Genomic DNA, 3,324 nt, shown 5'->3' with positions numbered 1-3,324 from the left:
GTGCAAACCGCCGGAGACTTTGTAGGAGTTATCGTCAAACTTACCGCCGGCGTGCAGGACGGTCATGATGACCTCAGCGGCGGAAACACCTTCTTCTTTATGCACATCGACCGGAATGCCGCGGCCGTTGTCGCGGACACTGATGGATTCGTCCGGGTGAATAATGACAGTGATGTCATCGCAGTGACCGGCGAGGGCTTCGTCGATCGAGTTGTCGACCACTTCGAAGACCATGTGGTGCAGGCCGCTACCATCATCGGTGTCGCCAATGTACATGCCGGGACGCTTGCGTACGGCATCCAAACCTTTCAGCACCTTGATGCTGGAGGAGTCGTACGTTTGATTTTCGCTCATGCCTTCACTCCCGATGGTCGTGGGTCTGGGTGATACGGCCTTGTTCCACGTGGAACAAAGCAACTGGCGTTTCCGTCTGCCAGCCTTCCCTCAGTAATTCGTGATCTACACAGGTGATGAACACCTGGCAGCGTAATTCTTCAAGCAAGCGGCACAGAGCGCGGCGGTGCTGGTCGTCGAGTTCGGACGGCAAGTCATCCACGAGATAAATACAGTGACCGCGGCGAGCCTGGCTGACGAGGTGGCCTTGGGCAATGCGCAGTGCGCACACCACCAACTTTTGCTGACCACGCGACAAAATGTCGGCTGCATTATTGGCAGCCAGACGAAGACGCAGATCAGCGCGCTGCGGACCGGCTTGGGTATGGCCCATTTGCTGATCGCGAAGGAGAGAGGAGGCGAGTACTTCTTGCAGTTCCCGGTCCTTGTCCCAGCCTCGGTAGTAGCTCAGGGTCAACCCGTCCAGCTCGACCAGTTCGCTCAGGGTTCGCTCGAAGACGGGCTTCAAGGCCTTGATATAGTTGCGACGGTATTCATCTATTTCCGCACTGGCCAGGCACAGTTCCCGGTCCCAGGCGGCTTGCGAAGCTGGGTCAAGTGTACCATGCCGCAACCATGAGTTCCGCTGCCGCAGCGCCTTCTGCAGCCGTTGCCAAGCGGGTAGGAAGCGAGGTTCCACGTGGAACACTCCCCAATCCAGGAACTGGCGACGAATTTTTGGTGCGCCCTCCAGCAGCCGAAAGCTGTCCGGGTTGATGAGCTGCAACGGCAGCAGCTCTGCCAACTGCGCAGCGCTACGGGCGTTCTGCCCATCGATGCGAATGGTAAAGTCCCCCTGGCGCTCGCGGGACACACCGAGGTTACTGGTGCCGCCCTCCGTCAATTGCACCTCACCAAACACGGTACAGGCAGCCTGTTCGTACTGTATGACCGGGTTCAAGCGGGTGCTGCGGAATGAGCGCGCTAATCCTAGCAAATGCACGGCTTCCAGCACACTGGTCTTGCCACTGCCGTTGGCGCCGTAAAGGATATTGATGCGGGGGGAGGGTGAGAGCGTCACCGGGTGCAGGTTGCGCACCGCGGTGACCATGATACGTCGAAGGGACATGTCGCCTGCTACAGGTTACAGGCGCATCGGCATGACAACGTAGGAAGAATCATCATTCCCGGCTTCCTGCAGCAGCGCACTGCTGTTGGAGTCAGACAGGATCAGACGAACTTGCTCAGTGGTCATCACGCCCAGCACATCCAGCAGGTAGCTGACGTTGAAGCCGATTTCCAGCGAGCTACCATCGTAGTCCACACTGATTTCTTCTTCCGCCTCTTCCTGCTCGGGGTTATTGGCCTGAATCTTCAATTGGCCAGCAGCCAGCTGCAGGCGAATACCGCGATACTTCTCGTTGGAAAGAATCGCGGTACGGCTGAATGCCTCACGCAACGCCTGACGATCGCCAACCACCACCTTGTCGCCGCCTTTGGGCAATACGCGCTCATAGTCGGGGAATTTGCCGTCTACCAGCTTGGAGGTAAAGGTGAACTCGCCAGTGGTCGCGCGAATGTGGTGCTGGCCGAGCACGATGCTGACCATGCCTTCTGGGTCGGTCAGCAAGCGCGCCAGCTCCAGGATACCTTTGCGGGGCACGATGACCTGGTGACGGTCGTCTTGCTCGATGGGCGCCGTCATGGAGCACAGGGCCAGGCGGTGACCGTCGGTAGACACTGCACGCAGGGTGTTGCGGGAAACCTCAAGCAGCATGCCGTTGAGGTAGTAGCGCACATCCTGCTGAGCCATGGCGAAGCTGGTGCGCTCGATCAAGCGGCGCAGCTTGCTCTGTTCCAGGTTGCAGGTCAGCGAACCCGGGCCTTCTTCCACTGTGGGGAAGTCGTTTGCAGGCAGGGTGGACAAGGTGAAACGGCTACGGCCGGCCTTGAGCAACAGTTTCTGCTCGTCGACTTTGATATCGATCAGGGCGTCATTGGGCAGGCTTTTGCAGATGTCCATCAGCTTGCGCGCCGGGACAGTGATCTCGCCAGGCTCAGCCGGCTCTTCCAGTTGCACGCGGCCTACCAGTTCGACTTCCAGGTCGGTACCGGTCAACGACAGTTGCTGGCCTTGCACGACCAGCAACACGTTGGACAGGACCGGCAAGGTCTGACGGCGCTCGACGACACCGGCGACCAGTTGCAGGGGTTTCAACAGGGCTTCGCGTTGAATGGTGAAATGCATGGTCTAGTCCCTTGCCTTCAATTAGCTGCGCACACGGCCATCAGGTCGTCAGCGTTCGCAGCAGGTTCTTGTAGTCCTCGCGGATATCCGCGTCGGATTCCTTCAATTCGTTGATCTTGCGACAGGCGTGCAGCACGGTCGTATGGTCGCGCCCGCCAAACATGTCGCCGATTTCCGGCAAGCTGTGGTTGGTCAGCTCTTTGGACAGCGCCATGGCCACCTGACGAGGGCGCGCCACGGAACGCGACCGTCGCTTGGACAGCAAATCGGAGATCTTGATCTTGTAGTATTCGGCGACGGTACGCTGAATGTTATCCACACTGACCAGCTTGTCCTGCAGGGCCAGAAGGTCCTTCAGCGATTCGCGGATCAGCTCGATGGTGATATCACGCCCCATGAAATGCGAGTGAGCGATCACCCGCTTCAGCGCACCTTCCAGTTCGCGAACGTTGGAACGGATACGCTGGGCGATGAAGAACGCTGCATCATGCGGCAGTTCGACCTTGGCCTGGTCAGCCTTCTTCATGAGGATGGCTACACGCGTCTCCAGCTCTGGCGGCTCTACGGCAACCGTGAGGCCCCAGCCAAAGCGCGACTTCAAGCGCTCTTCCAGGCCTTCGATCTCTTTGGGGTAGCGGTCGGAGGTCAGGATGACCTGCTGGCCACCCTCAAGCAGCGCGTTGAAGGTGTGGAAGAATTCTTCCTGGGAGCGCTCCTTGCGGGCAAAGAACTGGATATCGTCA

At 58.8% G+C, this 3,324-nt stretch carries 4 protein-coding genes; all 4 read right to left on the bottom strand.

All coding sequences use genetic code 11. From position 1 onward, the window contains the following. The coding region (locus APH30_RS26560; protein WP_256222148.1) for an ATP-binding protein at positions 1-354 on the bottom strand (354 nt) is incomplete at its 3' end. A 4-nt stretch (positions 355-358) separates the two neighbouring features. After that, complete coding sequence (gene recF / locus APH30_RS26555; RefSeq protein ID WP_054914199.1) at positions 359-1,462, bottom strand: DNA replication/repair protein RecF; 1,104 nt, start codon at positions 1,460-1,462, stop codon at positions 359-361. Positions 1,463-1,477: 15 nt separating this feature from the next. Then, entirely contained in the window at positions 1,478-2,581 is a 1,104-nt protein-coding gene (gene dnaN / locus APH30_RS26550; RefSeq protein ID WP_029886848.1) for a DNA polymerase III subunit beta, read from the bottom strand. A gap of 40 nt (positions 2,582-2,621) precedes the next feature. Next, positions 2,622-3,324 (bottom strand): chromosomal replication initiator protein DnaA (gene dnaA, locus APH30_RS26545; protein ID WP_082416266.1); only part of this gene is annotated, 703 nt, incomplete at its 5' end.

The organism is Pseudomonas sp. NBRC 111127, assembly GCF_001320345.1.
GTDB lineage: Bacteria > Pseudomonadota > Gammaproteobacteria > Pseudomonadales > Pseudomonadaceae > Aquipseudomonas > Aquipseudomonas juntendi.
The sequence above is the reverse complement of the archived record's forward strand: the minus strand, read 5'-3'. Positions and strand labels throughout refer to the sequence as shown.

Coding starts and splice junctions, on each gene's coding strand:
- dnaN (WP_029886848.1), bottom strand. CDS start 2,581: ATGCATTTCACCATTCAACGCGAAGCCCTGTTGAAACCCCTGCAACTG.
- recF (WP_054914199.1), bottom strand. CDS start 1,462: ATGTCCCTTCGACGTATCATGGTCACCGCGGTGCGCAACCTGCACCCG.